The organism is Roseivirga misakiensis (genome assembly GCF_001747105.1).
In the GTDB taxonomy this organism is placed as follows: Bacteria; Bacteroidota; Bacteroidia; order Cytophagales; family Cyclobacteriaceae; genus Roseivirga; species Roseivirga misakiensis.
The window spans coordinates 715,373-733,488 of the sequence record NZ_MDGQ01000005.1 but is presented as its reverse complement, the minus strand read 5'-3'; the positions used below and the strand labels follow the sequence as shown (position 1 = coordinate 733,488).

Genomic DNA, 18,116 nt, shown 5'->3' with positions numbered 1-18,116 from the left:
ACGAATCAACTGATATCAAAAGCACATTTGAATAACCGTTGAATTTTCTAAACTACTTTTATGAATTCTAGCATTGCTAAAACTCATGCTTTCACTCTTTATCCTAAAAGCACTAATGCAACAATACTGCATTTGCAACAATGATGCAAATAAATTACACAAATGGTTCAAATCATCCGTATAACACCATGCATTATGGAAGGCTCATTTCAAAAATCAAGATTTTCAAAAGCTATTTTCGAATCGAAAGCAGTGTATACTAACCTTAAAACTGCTTGATACGAGATGATTTTAAATCAAGGAAACAATCACTGATATCATTATGCTCCATGAAAAAAATACTAGTACTAGTGATTGAATTTTAGGCTACTCTATTTGTCACTTTTTCAACTCAACCTTACTTTTGTTTAGAATTAGTCTAAATAAAACTAGATCGAAATGAAAGTGAGAATATTCGCATCCCTTTTACTCATTTTTGGACTGTGTCTTCAATTAGATGCCGTCGCTCAAAAGTCTAACACGCTTCTCGATCGAGGGTTTTGGCGATCGAAACCTTCTGTTGAAGAAGTAAAAAAGAAAGTACAAGAAGGCCACTCTCCTACCGAGTTTACATCCTCTATGTTTGACGCTACCACGTACGCTATCTTAGAAGGTAATGATCTATCGGTTGTCAAATACCTACTAAGTCAAGGTAACGATGTGAACAAAATCACCCATGATAAGAGAACTTATCTGCACTGGGCGGCCTACAGAGGTCAGACTGAAATCATGGAGCACCTTATAGCTTCTGGCATAAAAACTGAGCTAGTTGACGATGGTGGAAACTCAGCCATGCTATTTGCAGCACGCGCAGGGCAATCAAACAAAAAGGTCTATGAGTTACTCACTCAAAATGGCGTAGATATTAAAGAAAGAAATGAGCGAAATGGTAGAAATGTACTGCTGACATTTGCTGGAAGAATGCAAGACACCAAAATGCTTGATTATTTTATTGGGCTTGGTGTAGATATCAATCAAACGGATAACAATGGCAATGGTATCTTCCATTATGCAGCTGTTACGCGAAATAAGGAATTACTACAAAAGCTGGTGAAAGACTATAAAGTGGACTTTAAAGCGAATGCTAAAACTGGCGAAAATGCCTTCCACTTTGCTACCAATCGTAATTTTGATGAAGAGGAAGCTTCTGCAATTCCATTGTTTGAGTATTTCGAAAGTCTTGGCTTAGATCCAGCTAAAACGACCATTTCTGGAAGAAACTCCCTTCACAATCTTGCTTATCGCGCGAATGACGTTGCCTTACTCGAATATTTCGTCCAAAAAGGAACCAACATCAACCAAGTAGATCAAGATGGCAACACTGTTTTAATAAATGCTGCAGCCCGAGGAAGTCTTGAAAAAGTCAAATTTATTGCGAATACTTCGGACGATATCAACGCGAAGAACAAAGACGGTTTTTCGAGCTTTTCGCGTGCCCTCAAATTCAACTCCATGGAGGTAGTTGAGTTTCTATCAAACGCTGGCGCAAAAGTTGAGTTAAAAGCCGAAGGAGCATACGATCTTGGTTATCATGTGGTAGATGCAACAAGACGAGACCTTGACCTTTTTGATCAGAAAATGAATTTCTTGATTTCGAAGGGTTATGATCCCAAAACTCCCCAATTCGATGGTAAAAGCTTATTACATGTGGCAATTGCCAGGCAAGATGTTGATTTGCTCAAAAGACTGATTGCCTTAGGAATTGATATCAACGCCAAGGATAGCAACGGACAAACAATCTTACACCATGCAGCAATGCTTGCTGAAACAAGCGATTTACTCAAGTTCCTTATTGCTTCCGGAGCAGACAAGAATGCAAAAACTGAATTCGAAGAGTCTGCCTATGACTTGGCTTTGGAAAACGAAATCTTAGGAGCCGATAGTGCTAATATTCAATTCTTAAAATCTCAGAGATAATGAAAACGAAATTTTTACTAATTGTCACTTTAGTAGCTGCTTCTATCAGTTTCGGATTCCAGTCGACTACATCGGAGGAGATTTCTTATAAATGCCTCATTCAATTGACCAATTATGGTGGAGAAGGAGCATATGTTGTGCTTTCTTTACTAAACGATCAGGGAGAGTATGTTGAAACACTATCCGTACATGGCGATGACGAAGATTGGTATGAGGACTTACCTGCTTGGTATGAGTTTTACCCACCAAACAAAGAAAAAATCGACGGTATGGCGGGCGCTTCAATCTCAAGTGGTGGCCGAAAAGTAGCTAGTCTTAAAGTGGACGCTTCCTTGATTAATGCCGGTTACAAACTCAGGTTCGAGACTGCCGTTGAAGATCAGGATTACCATGAAAAAGACTTAGAAATTGACCTCACCGAAGAAGTAGCAGGTCAACGTTTAAAAGGAAATGGCTACATCCGCTATGTCCAATTGATCAAAAAATAGCGCATTAGCTTATGTCATCATCATTGTGGCGAGCCGCTCACCTTTGGCTAGCTATAATAAGTTCAGTATTTCTTTTAATAGCGTCTGTCACAGGCGCTATTTTGTCTTTTGAACCTATTTATCAAAAGGCGCACAATTACCACATTGATAACGCCGATGATCTTTCGATTAGCGATGTAATCGATAATATCAGCTCAGTACAAGGTGAAGTGCTGAATATCACTCGTGATAAAAACGGTTTTGTTGCTGTTCAAAGCATTACATCTGATACCCCGTTTTATGTCAATCCATTTAGTGGAGAAAAAATTGGCGATGTCATCAGAACGCCTGAAATATTCGAGTTTTGTCGAACCCTTCATCGTTCTTTGTTATTAGGACAAACTGGTAGATTTCTCATTGGACTTACCTCTGTGGTCCTACTTTTTATTGCCTTAAGTGGCTTTTTCCTCATTCTTAAAAAGCAAGGGGGACTGAGTCAATACTTTTCTAAGGTTGTTAAAAACGACTTTTATAAAGATTACCATACACGTTTAAGTCGCTGGTTGATTTTATCTGTCATCGTACTTGGTATTTCAGGGACCTATCTTTTTCTGGAGCGTTTCAACGTGGTATTAGTACCAACTTTAGATCATCAGGTCAATGAGACTGCGCTAACTGACGGGCCTGCTGAGCCTATCGCTACTTTCACCACTTTTAATACCATTTTACTAGGAGATTTAAGAGAAATTAATTTTCCCTTTGCCGATTTTCCTGATGAGTATTATGAGCTCAAACTTCGTGATAAAGAACTTTTGGTGAATCAATTTAATGGAGAGGTGCTCAGCGAAGTTTCTTATCCCATCGTGCAGTTAATCTACCAAATCAGTTTTAACCTCCATACCGGAGAGGGTACTACAATCTGGGCTGCTATACTTGGGCTCACAGGAATAGGCACACTATTTTTTATTTATAGTGGGTTTAAAATCTTCTTGAAAAGGGATAGATCAAAAATTGTCAACCCTTTTTCAAAGGATGATTGTTCGATGGTGATTTTAGTGGGATCTGAACAGGGCAGTACTATGCGGTTTGCCAAAGCACTACAAGCTGGTTTATTGAAATCGAAGGCGAAAGTTTACTTAACGAGTCTGAATAACTATGAAGCCTACCAAAGCATAGAACACCTTTTTATTTTAACTTCTACTTATGGTGTGGGGGAAGCACCAGCGAGTGCTGACAAATTCTTTCAAAAACTAGCAGATAAAAGGCAACCGAGATCTTACGGCTATTCGGTTTTAGGCTTTGGAAGTAAGGCCTACCCTGACTTTTGTCAGTATGCGATTGAAGTAGATTTGAAAATGCAACAAGTGGCAGAGGCTAAACCTTTACTCCCGCTTTATAAAGTCAATGAGGAGTCGAAGCCAGAATTCATGACTTGGCTAGGTGCGATCGGCCAGGTACTTCATCAAAAGATTACCATAAACGACAAGGATTTAGCCGCAGCCAAGAAGAAACAGCTTTCTTTCAAAGTCTCTCAAAAACAAGATTCTCAGAATAACGCTGACCAAACTTTCTACCTTGAATTAAAAACCTCGAAAAAAACCCTTAAAGATTATCGATCAGGAGATTTGCTCGAAATAACGCCTCCTGATGAGACTAGAGAACGCCTTTATTCCATGTCTGTAGATCATGAGAAGTCTACAATAGGTTTAAGTATTAGAAAGCACGAAGCTGGTATTTGCTCTACATTTCTAGGCGATCAAATCAGTGGCAATAAGCTATACGGTAGGCTCAAGTCTAACCCTGAGTTTCACTTTCCAAAAGAAGCGCCTGGCGTAATTTTGATAGCAAACGGAACTGGAATTGCTCCATATTTAGGAATGTTAGCTGAAAGTTCGCTATCTCAACATGTTTCATTGTTTTGGGGAGGACAAAATAAAGCATCCTACCAACTTTATGAGAGCCGCATCAATGAAGCTTTAGCTAATGGCAAGTTGAATAGAGTTTATACTGCATTTTCTCGAGAAAACGGCACCAAAGAATATGTTCAAGACGCAATTGCCAAAGAATTGGACAACATTACTACTGCACTGAACCAAGGGTATGTGGTAATGATTTGTGGTGGCTTAAACATGCAAAAAGCAGTTGAAAATAAACTTGATGCGCACCTAAAAAGTAGTTCGGGAATAAGTGTAGAAACGCTAAAAACACGGAATCAGATTAAGGCAGATTGTTACTAACAACTGATTGATCAAGGCTTCTTTAATCACTGCAAATCATCCCAATTTGGACACAAAAAAAGAGCAACATCTTCATGCTGCTCTCCTTTTTAGAACCTTTCACTTACTTACTCTTGAAAGGCAGCAATTATCGCCTTCACTTCTTTTCGAACGCTTTCGCTGTTATAAACATCGGCTCCAACGGCTTTATCACCTAGTGCAAATATCTTTTCGAATAAGCTTTTCTCCTCTACTTTGTCTTTAAATGTTAGCGTTTCTTGAGCCGCGAAAAGCTCATCCCAAACTTTTCTCACGTCAGACCAATACCGCTCATTTTTTGCCCACCATTCTTGGGCATCTTTGCATTCGCTATCATCTACTTTCGTATAAGTATTCCATCCTTTCTCCTCTGCCAACAACTTATCGCCCTTTTCAGACCTGATTACCTTGTCGTTGTCTTGCTCATGAATCCAGCCATCCTCGGTTATCTCCTGACGATTGGTTCTCACCATCAGGTTGTAATCCGATCGCTTGGAATACTCTCGTCTTGGCAACGGAGAATCTGCTGTATTTTCCCAGTAGTGTCTACCATCTACGTGGACCCAACTCGCTGAACCTTCGTATCTCAGGCTACCATCTACCTGATAAACCTTCTGTGTCCACTGCCCTTTCACTTCTTTTTTAGGAAGTTCCTTATACTTCCAGCTATTGTCTTTGTCGTAAGTATAAAGTGCGGTGTTCTGATAAAGCCAATCCTGCCTCCAGTGCTTCACGATCGTTTTTGGCGCTACAATCAGTAAGTGTTGTAGAGAGACTTTGTTCTTGTCGTCTTCTACTAACTGAACCCATTCTAAGCCTTTTGATTTATAATTTTTGTGAAACTCATAGCGCCTGTCTGGCGCAAAAGTTTCGGCAAAAGTGAACTTGACTTTATAGCAGCCGCACATCTCTTTAATCGCCGCCAAATCTTGTTTCTTCTTACTTTGGCCCAGTGCTGACAGACTCATCAGACACAGGGCTATAATCAATAGCTGTTTCATATTTATTTTTGTTTTTATTTCTAATGATGGACTTGAGTTGATGCTTACTCTTCTAATAAATCGTATTGGAATTGAGGGTTTCCTCTTTCGCCAGACTGAGCGTCTACGAGTCTGGTGAATCGCAGTTTGTAATAATTTCCGCTTGTGTCTTTCACCACGTAAAAGATCCCTTCTTTAACCCCTGTTTCAATATTTGACCCTGGCTGTGCTACATTCCTCCAACCATTGCCTATGGCAGATATGGCGGTTGAAAAATCTACACTACCAATCTGGCCATATGAGAAATTATCGTAGCCAATTTCTCCTGTTACCTCAACCTGAGCCACTTCTACTCCATTTCGATTACTTATTACATAGTCTCTTATCGCATATGGAATAGATGTTCCAGGACCTACCGTTAAAAGATCGGTAAAGATTGTAAAGGCAAAATCCCAATCATTTCTCTCTGGTATGGTCGTGATAATACCAGTATCAAAGCTGACCGCTACGAAATCAATATCATCACGCTTAGAAACATTCAATTCTTGGTAAGAAGTAGCATTGATTTCGGCATACTGTAATGTGTATCCTTCGCCATTTCTTAAGGTTCTGACCTTCATCCAACCTCTAGGCGAACCGTCAGGATTCTTTCCTCTATTTATGATGTAAACAGGGTTATCTTCGGCTGTGTCTGAAATTTCGTCAATAGCCGTTTTTGTAAGGTCTCCGCTTGGATCATCAGACCAAGTCTTCGCTTCAGGAAGCCACACTGGTGGTGGGCCAAAAAGGGCACCAAAAATTGCATCTATATTTAGCTGTACGCCAAAACCTACAGTATCCGCCGCTGAAACATCATTTAGTTCGACCTTTTGAATGGGCCTTGCCAGTGTACTCGATGAATTATTCAATATGACTCTGAAGTCCGACCCTGTATAAAACCCAAGGTCCCAGGCATTCCGAGCCACGGACGTTTGACTTTCTTTCGACAGATCAATAAAGACTTGATTCGGTTGTGTCGGACCACCTACCGCAGGGTCTATAATGGCGCCACTCGCTGGTGGATCAATGCTCGGCCCACTATCATTCGAACAGGCACAAAGTCCCATTAAAGCGACTAGTGATAGGCAATAAATTACTCTCTTTTGTATCATTTTAATTTTGGATTATAGCTTAGTTTTAAGAAGTATGACCTTCCGAAAGAAATAGGTACTGAAGGCCCACCAGAATGGGCCCCTCCACCCACTCCTGAATTATTTATGTTGATTACATTTAGAATATTTCGAGCGCCAATAGTCACCTCCAAAACATTGGTGATCGGCTGTATGATAGTCGCATCAAGCCAATGAAAATCACTGATCTCCCCTATGCTAATGACCTGCTGATTCTGATCGTTGGTCTCTGTGAAGTAGGTTTGTAATCGGCCCGTATATTTATAAAAGAGGTTTAAAGAAGTTCGCTTTTTCGGAAAACTGTATGATAGATTGGCATTGACCTCGGGCGAATAAAAGAAGCGCTCTAAATTCTCCTCTGACTCAGAAACTTGATTAAACCTTCCGATATAAGAAAGCCCGATATTGGCGCTAAGTTGCCCCAGAGACACTTTCTGCGTCAAGGTGGTACCGATCGTTTTAAACCGATCGATGTTCAGATAAGTCGTGCTGGTTGCGTCATTAATATTCTGGCCTAATGAAATTTGGTTGGTGATGGTATTATAGAATACGTTCAAGTCTACCTCTACCAGTTTAGACGCTACCTTATACTTTCCAATCGTATTAATGCTCAAATGATTGGACGTTTCGGGTGTTAAATCAGGGTTTCCAAATATTCGGTGATTAGAATCAACAAACTCAAAGTATAATTCTCTAACAGATGGTGCCCTAAACCCTCTACCGTAAGAGAACCTGAATTGTAAAGCCTCACTTTGCTGTAGTTTTAGCTGAAAAGAAGGGATTACTTGACTTCCAAAGGCACTGTTAGTTGAATACCTAATTCCCGGCCGAAAAACAACCTTTGAAACTGGCTGAAATTCCGCGGAAGCATAGAGTGCATATTCTTCAATGCCTTGGCTTGCACTAAGAATTCTACCGCCGCCTACGTTTTCTAAGGAGATTTGGTATCCGACTTGTAGATTGAAGTTATTGATTGGACTCAAAAAACCTGTACCGCCAAACTCCCATACACGGTAAGTACTCGTATCCTGATCTCCATCGCCGGATGTCAGCTGCTCGTTACCATTTAATATATCCTTCGTGAAACGCCTTTTCTGTCTTTCAAAGTCTGAAAATGAGGCAAAAGCCGTATATCTGTTGAGAAATGGCAAACGGCCTTCTGCTTGAATCTGATGTGAATGCCGTTTGGAGTGGTAGGTTTCATCAATTGCGAAAGGTCGATTTTCACCATTGGGCAAGAAGTTATTTTGTGCTGCCCCCAATTCTTCTATTAGCTCATCTAATACATCTAATCGATAGAATACACTGTGATTATCATTTTGGTATTTGACTAAGGCATTACCTGTCAGCTGTTGCTTTGGATTCCACTCGTGTTGCCTAAAACCAGCATCTCCTTGAAAACCAAGAAAATCATTGTGTTGAAAACTTATGAGCGACGATAAACTTTGATTAAAGCGATGGTTTATACTCACTGATTGCACATGACGACCTGCATCTAGTCCAAGCTCATTTCCGGCCGTCTCACTTTGAAGCGCTACGTTTACTTCGGTCTTATTTTTAAATTCTTTTTTACTAATAAGGTTAATGACCCCTGCCAATGCATTGGCGCCGAAATTCACAGCCATTGGCCCCTCCACAATCTCGATGCGTTCAATATTCTGAAGGTTGATCTGACTTAGGTCGGCACCGTTACCATTTCCTGAACGATTGACCAAAGGAACGCCATCAACTAAAATCTTAACATTTTGACTGGAAATACCTTGTAGACTCAATGTGGAACTGCCAATGGCAAGATCCTGACTGACCCTAATGTTTAATTGATTGGCAAGAGCTTCCTGCAAGTTAAATGCCCCGCGCTGTTTAATCTCTACTGCATCAATCGTTTGGACTTTGAAGATTGAATTACGTGCTGATTGTGGATTGAATTGGCCTGTAACTACTACATCTTCTAACTGGTTGGTGCTTGGTTTTAGCCAAACATCTAAACCAGCTTCTGAATGAATTGTATCGGCTACGGACTGATAGCCTAGGTGATAAACTTTAAAAATAAATGGGAAAGGTACTGCAATTTGGCCCTTTCCCTCTTTGTTCGTAACACCTTGCGCATTGGCTCCGTTGCCCAAGGATGTCACATGGTACACAGCGCCTTCGATGGGGGCATTAGATTCAAAATCCAAAAAGCGAATGGACTGTCCCGATGCAGCAACAAAGGATATTAGAAAGACAACTAAAACAACCGAAACTCTTGACATCTATTTAGAATGATTCTTAATAGATGCAAATATAGGAGGCGTTCCCCCCACCATCGATTACTAGTTCTAGTATAAAGCGATCACTACTTCTAGTATGTCATTTGGCCAAATTGATTCATTAACTGAGCATTGAACTTATCGACTTTTGAACATGCCATTGCTCAATTCTGGCCGTTATTTCTCCTTTTTAAGTAATGACACTTGATATTCTAAGCGTTTGATTTCGCGCATCAAGACATTTTTATCCATCTGGTTCCAGCCCCAAAGTTTAAATAACATCATGGTCATGAAGGAGATAAGGGTATAAAACATCCACTCAAGCTTTTCATCTTGGTTTTCGGTATCAAGCATGTTAACGAATGTGTAAAACGCAACTGCCAATACCACAACATTCATAATCACCATAACCACATTCATCCAGCGATTTTTACCTTTAAAAAGCCCAAAAAGTTGCTGTGGAATGTTTTGTTCACCCATTTTATCGAAATAGGCAGCCTCCTCTTGCGATAAGGCCTCATGAATCAATTGATCTACTTCTTTATCTGACTTACTCATATCTAATTGTCTTTAATATTTTTCTTCAATTCTTTTCTCGCATAAAACAGCCTAGACTTGATAGTTCCTTCTGGCAGGTCTAACAAACTAGACATCATTTTAATGGAGTATTTCTCCAAATAAAATAAGCGTAGCATTTCTTGGTGCAGCAGCGGCAATGCTTTGATGCTACTCAGCATCTTTCCTACAGCATCATCATTCCCAGAATCACCCTCGGTATCAAGTTCTTTCTGAGCGTTTTCCGCAGCTTGTCTTTCTCTTTGTTGCTTTTTAATGAAATCAGCAGAACGTCTCTGAACGATCCGATAAGACCAAAAACGAAAAAGTGCAGGGTCCTTTAGTTTATGAATACTCTTGAAAATCGAAATCCAACTTTCCTGTGCAATTTCATAGGCTTCTTCTTGATCTCTCAAAAAAGAAAAGGACCATTTTATTACTCTAGGGTTCCATCGCTTCCATAGTAGTCCGGTGGCCTCTTGATCTCCCTCTTGACACCGAATGACGAGTAACTCATCGAATATTTGATCTGAACTGCGTCCCATTTGCTTACATCCTAGAGTCTGCAAAATTCTGAATAGGTTCAACGAAAATTGAATTAATTCAATCTACAACATCAAAACCGTCCTTGAAAAGGCCACGCCATCTTCCTTTTCAGGTTTTGTTCAGAAATAAAAGTTTATGAAATTTTGAGTATCCTATTCTCACCCAAGAATGGGACTAGGGTATCGATCAGCTCTTTATAGCCTACAGGTTTAGCTAAATAGCCATTCATGCCGACGGCCATACATTTTTCCTTCTCCCCGTCCATGGCCGCCGCTGTTAACGCAATGATTGGGATATTAGATTTAGAACTGTTGCCTTGCCTTATTTGTCTTGTGGCCTCATATCCATCCATCAAAGGCATCATTAAATCCATGAGGATAATATCAAAGTTGGCACTCTCTAAAAGAGCAATGGCTGTTTGTCCGTCCTCGGCACAGATAACACTAAGCCCTTTTCGTTCGAGCATTTTTACGGCTACTTTCTGATTGATAAGGTTATCTTCTACTAGGAGTACATTTCCTGTCAATTGTAAATCTTGTTCTATCGTTTTCTCCTCAGACTCAGAATCGCTAGTTATCATATCAAATGCCTTGACTTTGACGTCAAACTTAAAAATTGATCCTTTGTCTAGTTCGCTTTCTACCCAAAGCTCCCCACCCATCTTTTTCACATACTCACGGCTGATACTTAGGCCTAATCCAGTGCCTCCATACTGTCTGTTCCTCTCCAAGTCTACTTGACTGAAACTCTCAAATATTTTCTCTTGATCAGATTTGGCAATACCTATACCGGTGTCTTCGACTGTAAACCACAACTCTAAATCGGCTTGCCCTGCTGTTCTTAAACACTCTACAAAAATTGTTACGCCTCCTTTATGGGTAAACTTGACAGCATTCGAAACTAAGTTCACCAAGACTTGTCTTATCAATTTAGCGTCACCCATAACAAAGGCAGGGACATCTGTAAGCACCCAATGCTGCAGTTTAATGCCCTTTTTCTGAATCTCAGGTGTGAAAGTTGAGATCACCTCACGAAGTAAATCTTGTACACTAAATGGCTCGGAAACTAGGGTCAAATTGCCCGACTCAATTTTAGCAATATCCAAAATGTCGTCAACGATCATTTTGAGTGATCCGGCGGAACTAGATATAGTTTTTAATAAATCTTCTTGCTCATCATTTAACTTACTGTCCAAAGCTAATTCGGTAAGTCCCATGATGCCATTGAGCGGTGTCCTAATCTCATGACTCATATTGGCTAGAAACTTATCTTTTATTTCATTGGCATCTTTAGCCGAGTCCAATGCTTCGGTCAATTGTTTCTCTGTATCCTTGCGTTGTTTTATCTCCTCCTTCAATGTGAAAGATCGTTCTTCAACGAGTCTCTCTAGTTCTTGATGCTTTTGTTCGGCTCGTTTCTCCCGCAACCAAAAGATTAGGTAAATACCGGCCAAGATTAAAACACATACGAGAAATCTGAACCAAGTCAATTGATAAAAATACGGCACCACATAAACTTTAATGCGCTGCTCATCTGACCATTCTGGTGAAAGGCGACCTTTAGATTGAAACACAAAATCGAAAGTTTTTCCGACGGGTATATTTTGATAGGACGCCTCTCCATAACTCTCTTTTTCGATCCAATCTTTATCATAACCTTCCAGCTTATAACGATAAACAACATCATCCGGTCGAACGTAGTCCAAGGCATCAAAAAGGATCACAAAATCGTTTTGATTTGGTTTAAGTTTGATGCCATTCATTAAGGTAATATCTTTCTCTAAAGGGGAATCGGCTTCAGCGATTTTCATCTTTTCTCCCCTAACTGTTAGTCCTGTGAAGTTTGGGCGCTGACTTGTCCTGAAAACTTCAAGATCATCTGGTCGAAAAGCCGTAAGTCCATTCAGACCACCAAATAATAAACGGCCATCTGTTGTAATGGCTCCTGAGCGCGCTATAAATTGTTCACCTTGTAGGCCATCGGTACTATCATAGTTATTAACCTCCGCTTTTTTGATCGAGTCTTTCTTTAATACAAGTTTACTGATACCACTATTAGTAGATAGCCAAATATCACCTTTCTCATCTTCCAGAATTGACCTGATATCGTTGTTTGCTATCCCAACTGATTTATCGGAATAATCGGCGATCACCGAAAGGCTATCTGAAAGCAACAATGCGCCATCCTGTTTGGTACCTAACCAGATCCTCGACTGTGAATCTTGATATAAATCGTTAATGATGATATCATCTGGCAGATCATTAAATCCACTCAATGACACCTTTGAGAGTATCAGGTCATTCAGTTGATACAAGCCTTCATCTGTTCCTACAAAAATCTTGTCTTCAAGTTTCTTGATCACATTTACTTTAGGTGTGTATTCTAGCGGCGAGCCTTCAAGTTCAAAAGCAACTTCTCTAAAGACTTTGCTCACACTGGCGTAAAGAAAAACACCTCTCTCACTGGTACCGATCAGAATATTGTCATCTTCATCGGCCATTACGGTTTCAATATTTAACCCACGCAATTTGTCAGGCATAATGTATTCAAAAGGGCGGCCGACTCCTCGCCATTTTATCAATCCATCATTCGTTCCCATCCAGATATATTCCGCACTGCACTGCGCAATAGAGGAAACGTTCATAACAATTTCACTAATTTTTTTAGAAAAAGGGAAGTGGCGAAAACTATTACTTTTTGGATCAAATTGTGAAACACCTTTTCTGGAACCGACCCATGTTGACCCATCTTTAGCCGTTAAGAGAGAGGATACACTGTAGTCCATTAAGTCTTTAACAGTTCCTTCTTCCTCACTCTGCCCAAAATAATTGAACAAGTTATCTGCTTCGTGGTAGTAGCTGATACCAGATGCAGGGGTTGTTATCCAAATTGCGCCTTGACTATCTTGGTAAATTCTACGGAGGACTTTATCACTCAGAGAAAAGCCATTATTAAAGTCATATTGATAGACCTTTTGTTTAGTAGCACCAGTTAATGATATCACACTTATCCCATCGTTTGTGGCAATCCACATTTCAGCTTCATCAACAAGTCGTATATCATTCACAAAATCGTTGATGAGTGTCGTTTCCGTAGAGTTTTTAGTGTAGTGCTTCACAAGGTTCAAATCGCCATCGTATCGCCAAACACCATTCCCATTTGTACCTGCCCATATTTCATCTTGGACTTTCGCCAGGGCAGTCACATTCAGTCCGCTTGCCATATTAATCGGAACAAATTTGTTTTCCTGAACTCTTAAAACTCCTTGAGAAGTGGCGACCCAAATTTCATTTTGTGCATATAGAATTCTATTCATTTGCACTCGGAATATTCCATTCGGCGGCAATTCGATGTAGATATCTTCCTCAAGGGAAGCTCCATTAAGTTTGACCAAACGGTGTTCACAAAGAACCCAAATTGCTCCACTTGAATCTTCTATAACGTCAACAATCGCATCACTTGCCGCATCTGTCGGATCTTTAGAAAGTAGTATTTCCTCAAATTTGTGAGTGCTCCTATTAAAGAGGTTGAGGCCATTTGCCGTACCGATCCATAGTCTTTTTTTAGAATCTTCGAAAAGCGCAGTTACGTGGTCGTTTGAAAGGCTGATGCTATCTTCTCGATTATTTCTGAAAATTTCGAAATCTGAATACGCGATCATCCGGTTCAATCCCTCTTCAGAACCAAACCACATAAAACCTAAATAGTCTTGCAATGCCACCGTTGTCTTGTCGCTTGACAGGCCATAGTCGGCATACATTCGATAAAATAGTTCGCTTCCTGCTTGCGCCTTTAAAGACAGAGAGAGACAGCTTAGTATAAATACAAGCAGGTATTTTGGCATTTTGGTTCTTAGTAGGATCAATAAATTTAACCCTATTTTAATTAACTCAAAAGTCCTACTCGATCTAAGAAACTGGCAAATGATAACGATGGATTATAAACCCGAAACGAAGCCTTCTTCTTTGTATTTTGGGTTAGGGTAAGTGTAAAATCCTTCACCTGTCTTCACTCCTAATTTTCCAGCATCGATATAAGTCTTGAGCAATGCTGCAAAACTTTGACTTTTCTTATCTGGTTGGTTACTGGTAATGTGCCATGCTGTGTCTAAACCTACAGTATCTAAAACACCGAAGGGACCCATATCCATTTTAAAATTTCCCATCCAACTTCTGTCTATATCTTCAATCGAGCCTATATCCATAGTTTTTAGTGCGCCTGCCGCTCCAATTAAAGCCATGAGCATATAGTTGAAGATATAGCCTGTGTTTTCTTTCTTCACATACACTGGAGTTTGTTGTAAAACCCTACCCATTTCCATCAAAAAGTCGACTATCCACGTTGCGGTGCCCTCATGCGGCATAACGTCAACGACATTGGCATAAAAAACATCGTGAAAATGAAAACAACAGAAGCGACTTGGTCTGCCAGTGCTTTCCGCTATTTGTGATGGCAAAAGGTATGATGTATTTGAGGTAAAGATTGTCTTTTCAGGACATAGCTCACCGAATTGTCTCCAAACATCTCGTTTTAAATCTAATTGTTCTGTAACTGACTCATTTAGGAAGTCTGCATCATCAGCCGCTGCTTGCGCATCGGTTGTAAAAGTTAGGCGAGCCTTTACTTGTTCTACTGCTTCCTCATTTAGCTTTCCATTCCTTACCAGCATCTTCAGTATGCTATCTTGGGTTTTAATGGCTGCCTTAAAAGCCTGCTCATTGATATCGTAGATCGTAGTTTCAAAACCACTTATTGCAGATTGTAAACCAACTCGTAGACCTAGCGTACCTGCTCCTAGAATTAATACTTTTTTAATTTCTGAGATTTGTAACGTCATAATTCTGCTCTTCTTCAATTAAATTTTATCCCGATCTATTGCCTTACGCGCATTCTCAGCACATGCCATTACCGCATAAATGAGCTGTGCAAATCGCGGATCATTGGTTAAACCCTTTTTATATCTCGCATAAATTTGCTGTATAATTACCCCAATCTTAAATGCTCCAAAAACGTAATAGAATACTTTATCCGTTAGGTCAAATCCAGTTTGGGTGGCATAGCGATCGACAAACTCTGAACGGTTTAAATTTCCGGGTAGCCAGGTTAGGCTGAAAGGTTTCAATGCGTCGGCATCATCGGCTTGTGCCCAATACGCTAGCGATGTACCTAAATCCATCAACGGGTTACCAACAGTCGACATTTCCCAATCCAGCACCGCCGTGATTTCACTAAGTTTTTCGGGATTTAACACCAGGTTGTCGTACTTATAGTCATTGTGGAGAAAGCTAATATGGTTTTGTACTGGCATATTGGATTTCATCCAGTTGGCTACTTCATCCATGGCAGCTATCTTATCCGTTTCAGATTTATAATATCTTTTAATCCACCCTTCCACCTGCCGATCGGTATACCCATCTGGTTTTCCAAATTCACTTAGTCCAACCTCTTTCAAATCCATTGTGTGTAGGGCAGCCAGATTGTCGATACATGCTTCTGAAATAGATTTCATAAGCTCTTCGGACAAGTGAATACCTTTTGGCGGTTTCCCTCTAAGAATCACTCCTTTCACGCGCTCCATTATATAAAATTCAGCGCCTAAAATGGATTCATCTTCACAAAATAGAATTGGTTTAGGTACGTTGGCGTAGTTCGGTTTTAAAAGGGATAATACTTTGAATTCCCTGCCCATATCGTGTCCGCTTTTTATATTCGCTCCAAAGGGCGGTCTGCGGAGTACGTACTCTTCTTTTTCTGTTTTTATGAGGTAGGTCAGATTGGAAAATCCGCTTGGGAATTGTGATACTTCGATAGCCCCGTTAAAACCTTCGATTTGATTAGACAAATATTCCTTCAGCTTGACTACATCAAGTTCTTCCCCTTCTCGAATATCTCTTGGTTGATCTATCATGATTAAATTCCATAACCTTTAAGAATGCTCCTCGCCAGGCTCGATTTATGAACTTCATCTGGTCCATCATAGATCCTCGCTCCTCTTTCATGACGGTACCAAAAAGAAAGCAGGGTGTCATCCGTAATACCCAAAGCACCATGCACTTGCACCGCTCTGTCTAATACTTTCATCAGGACATCGGCGACATAGAACTTAATGGTGGAAATTTCCATTCTGGCCGCTTTACTTCCATGTAAATCCATTTTTTGTGCCGCGTGTAAGACCATATATCTCGATGCATCAATCTCTGCTCTACTTTCGGCAATCCAATTTTGAATAGTTTGTTGATGACCGAGTTTTTTACCGTCTCTTAATTCTCTTGTCGCAGCGCGTTTGCACATTAAATCAAAGGCTCTTTCGCAAATACCAATCCAGCGCATGCAATGGTGTATTCTACCCGGACCTAGACGTTGTTGTGCCAACATAAAACCAGTTCCAGCTTCACCGATCAGGTTTGATTTAGGAACGTGGCAATCTTTAAAGCGAACTTCAGAGTGGCTCATATAACCACCACCTTCCTCGCCCATGATCGAAATATTGCGGATGTTTTCAAAGCCAGGATTATCAAGTGGCACAACGATCATGCTGGCTCTTTCATAAGGGCTTGCATCAGGGTTTGTAACCGCCATTACAATTGTAAATGCTGCACCGTCAGCCGCAGTAGTAAACCATTTGTGTCCATTAATCACATAATTATCTCCATCCAAAACGGCCGTTGTTCCTAAATTCACTGGGTTCGATCCTGCAAATTCTGGCTCTGTCATGGCAAAACAGCTTCGAATTTCTCCCTTGATCAAAGGCGCTAAGTAGTCTTCTTTGAGTTGAGCGGATGCATACTGATGCATCAACTCAATATTTCCTATATCTGGTGCTTGACAGTTAAGGGCATAATGTCCCAGAGGCGTCCTTCCCAAAAGCTCCGAGATTTGACCAAACTCGGTCATACTAAGGCCAAGGCCTCCTTCTTTTTCAGAAAGGTATGGGGTCCATAGACCTGCCGACTTAGCTTTTGCTCGAATCACGTCGAGCATTGCTTTTGTTTCTTCCCATGGTCCGTTGACCATTTTTAACTCCAAAGGATATAGCTCCTCTTCTACGAATTCCTTCACCTTTGGGTAAAGCGATTTGAGTTTTTCGGTCGCAAATAATTCAATCATAAATTCGGCTTATTGAGTGTTTGTTTTCAGGGTTTGAATTTTGCTGAAAGCTAAACCGTAAATCCACCATCAGCAGTTATAGCGGCACCCGTAATAAATTTAGACGCATCTGAAGCTAAAAACAGGGCCAATCCCGCAATATCTTCAGGTTGGGCTAACATTGGCAATGCTTGCTTCATCATTACCATTTTCAATATTTTTTCATTCGATGTCAAGGCTTCACTGAACTTGGTATCTATGAGCCCTGGGCAAATTGCATTTGCACGAATGTTATCTGGACCCCACTCACGGGCTAACACTTTTGTCAATTGAATCAGTGCTGCTTTACTCACTGAATACAAACCGAGTCCTTGTCCTGGAGTAATGCCTTCTATACTACTTATATTGATCACTGAGCCACCACCTCTTGATTTCATGGAATCGTAAGCATACTTGGCTAAGTTTAAAGGTCCTTTGACATTGACATCCATAATCTTATCAAAAGCATCATCACCAGCATCTTGGACTGGCCCAAAAACTGGATTCGCAGCTGCATTGTTGACAATAATATCAATCCCACCGAACTGCTCAACCGTCGAATCAACCAAAGCTTTAATTTGAGCATCATCACCCATATGGCAAGCTATTCCAATCGCTTTAAGCTCCATAGCAACAAATTCATCAGCCACTGAAGAGACTGCTTCAAGCTTTCGACTAGAAACAATTACTTGAGCTCCTTGCTGGGCCAATGCCATAGCCATGAACTTACCAATACCTTTACTTGCCCCCGTTACAATGGCCACCTTACCCTCCAACCTAAATTTTTCCGATATCTCCATGTGATCTAATTTTT

13 protein-coding genes are annotated in these 18,116 nt (G+C 40.5%); 3 read left to right on the top strand and 10 right to left on the bottom strand.

What is annotated here, in order from left to right; translation table 11 throughout:
* Positions 1-438: 438 nt before the first annotated feature.
* The 3 genes from BFP71_RS10965 to BFP71_RS10955 are packed head-to-tail and all read left to right on the top strand — an operon-like array spanning position 439 to position 4,660.
* Positions 439-1,956 (top strand): ankyrin repeat domain-containing protein, encoded by a 1,518-nt coding sequence (locus tag BFP71_RS10965; RefSeq protein WP_088124997.1) that lies wholly within the window; start codon positions 439-441, stop codon positions 1,954-1,956.
* Positions 1,956-2,444 (top strand): DUF2271 domain-containing protein, encoded by a 489-nt coding sequence (locus BFP71_RS10960; RefSeq protein WP_069835513.1) that lies wholly within the window; start codon positions 1,956-1,958, stop codon positions 2,442-2,444. The genes BFP71_RS10965 and BFP71_RS10960 overlap by 1 nt, the downstream gene beginning before the upstream one ends.
* A gap of 11 nt (positions 2,445-2,455) precedes the next feature.
* The gene (locus BFP71_RS10955; RefSeq protein WP_069835512.1) at positions 2,456-4,660 is read left to right on the top strand and encodes a PepSY domain-containing protein; all 2,205 of its coding nucleotides are present in this window, start codon (positions 2,456-2,458) and stop codon (positions 4,658-4,660) included.
* 107 nt (positions 4,661-4,767) lie between these two features.
* On the opposite strand, the gene BFP71_RS10950 is transcribed toward BFP71_RS10955, so the two are convergent.
* From BFP71_RS10950 to BFP71_RS10905, 10 genes are all read right to left on the bottom strand, one after another.
* On the bottom strand, positions 4,768-5,679 hold the full coding sequence (locus BFP71_RS10950; RefSeq protein ID WP_069835511.1) for a DUF6607 family protein: 912 nt from the start codon (positions 5,677-5,679) through the stop codon (positions 4,768-4,770).
* Positions 5,680-5,723: 44 nt separating this feature from the next.
* A complete protein-coding gene (locus BFP71_RS10945) occupies positions 5,724-6,809 on the bottom strand; it encodes an HmuY family protein (RefSeq protein WP_088124996.1) in 1,086 nt (361 codons plus the stop codon).
* Positions 6,806-9,079, bottom strand: a complete 2,274-nt coding sequence (locus BFP71_RS10940) for a TonB-dependent receptor plug domain-containing protein (RefSeq protein ID WP_069835509.1) — start codon at positions 9,077-9,079, stop codon at positions 6,806-6,808. The genes BFP71_RS10945 and BFP71_RS10940 overlap by 4 nt, the downstream gene beginning before the upstream one ends.
* 174 nt (positions 9,080-9,253) lie before the next feature.
* A complete protein-coding gene (locus BFP71_RS10935) occupies positions 9,254-9,634 on the bottom strand; it encodes a DUF6768 family protein (protein ID WP_069835508.1) in 381 nt (126 codons plus the stop codon).
* Positions 9,635-9,636: 2 nt separating this feature from the next.
* Positions 9,637-10,176, bottom strand: a complete 540-nt coding sequence (locus tag BFP71_RS10930) for an RNA polymerase sigma factor (RefSeq protein ID WP_069835507.1) — start codon at positions 10,174-10,176, stop codon at positions 9,637-9,639.
* Between the two features lie 134 nt (positions 10,177-10,310).
* Entirely contained in the window at positions 10,311-14,021 is a 3,711-nt protein-coding gene (locus tag BFP71_RS10925; RefSeq protein ID WP_088124995.1) for a hybrid sensor histidine kinase/response regulator, read from the bottom strand.
* Between the two features lie 93 nt (positions 14,022-14,114).
* Entirely contained in the window at positions 14,115-15,014 is a 900-nt protein-coding gene (locus BFP71_RS10920) for a 3-hydroxyacyl-CoA dehydrogenase (protein WP_069835505.1), read from the bottom strand.
* Between the two features lie 18 nt (positions 15,015-15,032).
* Positions 15,033-16,085 carry a phosphotransferase family protein gene (locus BFP71_RS10915; RefSeq protein WP_069835504.1) on the bottom strand — a complete coding sequence of 351 codons (1,053 nt, stop codon included), beginning with the start codon at positions 16,083-16,085 and terminating at the stop codon, positions 15,033-15,035.
* 2 nt (positions 16,086-16,087) lie between these two features.
* The gene (locus BFP71_RS10910; protein WP_069835503.1) at positions 16,088-17,284 is read right to left on the bottom strand and encodes an acyl-CoA dehydrogenase family protein; all 1,197 of its coding nucleotides are present in this window, start codon (positions 17,282-17,284) and stop codon (positions 16,088-16,090) included.
* Between the two features lie 50 nt (positions 17,285-17,334).
* Positions 17,335-18,102, bottom strand: a complete 768-nt coding sequence (locus tag BFP71_RS10905; RefSeq protein WP_069835502.1) for a glucose 1-dehydrogenase — start codon at positions 18,100-18,102, stop codon at positions 17,335-17,337.
* Positions 18,103-18,116 lie beyond the last annotated feature (14 nt).

Coding starts and splice junctions, on each gene's coding strand:
- BFP71_RS10965 (WP_088124997.1), top strand. CDS start 439: ATGAAAGTGAGAATATTCGCATCCCTTTTACTCATTTTTGGACTGTGT.
- BFP71_RS10960 (WP_069835513.1), top strand. CDS start 1,956: ATGAAAACGAAATTTTTACTAATTGTCACTTTAGTAGCTGCTTCTATC.
- BFP71_RS10955 (WP_069835512.1), top strand. CDS start 2,456: ATGTCATCATCATTGTGGCGAGCCGCTCACCTTTGGCTAGCTATAATA.
- BFP71_RS10950 (WP_069835511.1), bottom strand. CDS start 5,679: ATGAAACAGCTATTGATTATAGCCCTGTGTCTGATGAGTCTGTCAGCA.
- BFP71_RS10945 (WP_088124996.1), bottom strand. CDS start 6,809: ATGATACAAAAGAGAGTAATTTATTGCCTATCACTAGTCGCTTTAATG.
- BFP71_RS10940 (WP_069835509.1), bottom strand. CDS start 9,079: ATGTCAAGAGTTTCGGTTGTTTTAGTTGTCTTTCTAATATCCTTTGTT.
- BFP71_RS10935 (WP_069835508.1), bottom strand. CDS start 9,634: ATGAGTAAGTCAGATAAAGAAGTAGATCAATTGATTCATGAGGCCTTA.
- BFP71_RS10930 (WP_069835507.1), bottom strand. CDS start 10,176: ATGGGACGCAGTTCAGATCAAATATTCGATGAGTTACTCGTCATTCGG.
- BFP71_RS10925 (WP_088124995.1), bottom strand. CDS start 14,021: ATGCCAAAATACCTGCTTGTATTTATACTAAGCTGTCTCTCTCTGTCT.
- BFP71_RS10920 (WP_069835505.1), bottom strand. CDS start 15,014: ATGACGTTACAAATCTCAGAAATTAAAAAAGTATTAATTCTAGGAGCA.
- BFP71_RS10915 (WP_069835504.1), bottom strand. CDS start 16,085: ATGATAGATCAACCAAGAGATATTCGAGAAGGGGAAGAACTTGATGTA.
- BFP71_RS10910 (WP_069835503.1), bottom strand. CDS start 17,284: ATGATTGAATTATTTGCGACCGAAAAACTCAAATCGCTTTACCCAAAG.
- BFP71_RS10905 (WP_069835502.1), bottom strand. CDS start 18,102: ATGGAGATATCGGAAAAATTTAGGTTGGAGGGTAAGGTGGCCATTGTA.